The 1,408-nt window shown below is 36.4% G+C and carries 2 protein-coding genes; both read left to right on the top strand.

Going from position 1 to position 1,408, the window contains the following annotated elements:
- The first annotated feature begins 81 nt into the window (after nucleotides 1-81).
- Nucleotides 82-390, top strand: a complete 309-nt coding sequence (locus OXPF_RS17185; protein ID WP_054876463.1) for a transposase — start codon at nucleotides 82-84, stop codon at nucleotides 388-390.
- Nucleotides 387-1,331, top strand: coding sequence for an IS3 family transposase (locus OXPF_RS17180; RefSeq protein WP_152967796.1), 945 nt, complete (start codon nucleotides 387-389; stop codon nucleotides 1,329-1,331). The genes OXPF_RS17185 and OXPF_RS17180 overlap by 4 nt, the downstream gene beginning before the upstream one ends.
- The last annotated feature ends 77 nt before the right edge of the window (nucleotides 1,332-1,408 follow it).

Genomic DNA, 1,408 nt, shown 5'->3' with positions numbered 1-1,408 from the left:
CTCCTAAGCCCCCTAATTAGTTTGGACAAAATACGAACCATTAGCTAGAATAAAATCAGAAGCTTAAGGGGGCATATTCAAATGAAAGGTAATGCATATTCACATGAGTTTAAGGAGCAGATACTAAAAGAGGTCGAAGAAACAGGCAATGTTACACTGGTAGCAAGAAACCACGGTATACCCTCTACAACAATTTATACATGGGTTAAAAGCAGAAAGAAACCCAGTGATGGCATCCCCTCCAGAGGCCCAAAATCAAGTAACTTCAATTCAAATAATTACAGCAAAGAAATTGAAAAAGAGAATGATCAGCTTAAGAAGTTACTTGGTGAAAAAGATCTAGAAATTGCTATACTTAAAGACCTTTTAAAAAAAACGAACCGACTATAAAGGACAGAGTCCAAGTAGCAAAACAGTATATCAATGAAGGATATAAGGCCATAACAGTGCTTAAATTCTCTGGTCTGAGTAAATCTACATATTACTATCATATCTCCATAGAGAACAAGGTTAAAGCAAAGTCAGAGAATGTCGGGAGGCCTATTGTAGGTTACTCCCTGACTAATGATAGCTGCAGGATCTGTGATGAACAGATTAAGGAATATATTATGGAAGCAATCCAAGAAGATGCCTTCTACTATGGCTATCATAAAATTACCCATACTTTAAGAAGAGAGCACAAACTAATCATCAACCATAAAAAGGTATACAGGCTTTGTAAGGAACTTCAGGTCCTTAAAGGCCAAAGGGTAATAAAGCCGCAGGTTAAAAGCAGAATATCGGTCAATAGGATAATTAAAAAGTCAAATGAACTCTGGGAAGCAGATATCAAATACGGTTACATCCTGGGGGAAAATAAGTTTTTCTTTGTGCTATCAATAATAGATGTATTTGATAGATCCATTATTGACTATTATATAGGCTACAGGTGTACAGGCTCTGATGCTGCAAGTTTATTAAGACGCTGCTTGATTAAGAGAAACCTATTTAATAGTACAATCAATCCGGTAATCAGGACTGATAATGGCCCACAGTTTATCAGCCATATATTTGAAGATTCCTGTGCGGAAATACATGTTTACCATGAAAGGATACCGAGCAGAACACCAAATAAAAATGCTCACATTGAAGCTTTCCACAGGATCTTCCAGGATGAATGTATAGGTGTATACGAGTTTAATAACTACAAAGACGCCTATACTGAGGTATCCAGGTTCATGAAGCGGTATAACACCAATAGAATCCATTCAAGTCTTAAGTATAAGACTCCAAATGAGTTCTATGCTCAAAACCTTGGAAAGGAAATTGAAAGTATGGCTATACGTTTATAGTCATAATATAAAATCTTAAAATACTGAGATATTCGTAGTTATTGGGCGATCTTGTCCAAAGTAAGGGGTCTAATCCG

This window comes from Oxobacter pfennigii, from assembly GCF_001317355.1.
In the GTDB taxonomy this organism is placed as follows: Bacteria; Bacillota; Clostridia; order Clostridiales; family Oxobacteraceae; genus Oxobacter; species Oxobacter pfennigii.
Note: the sequence above shows the minus strand (reverse complement) of the source record. Positions and strands in the feature narration are given on the sequence as shown.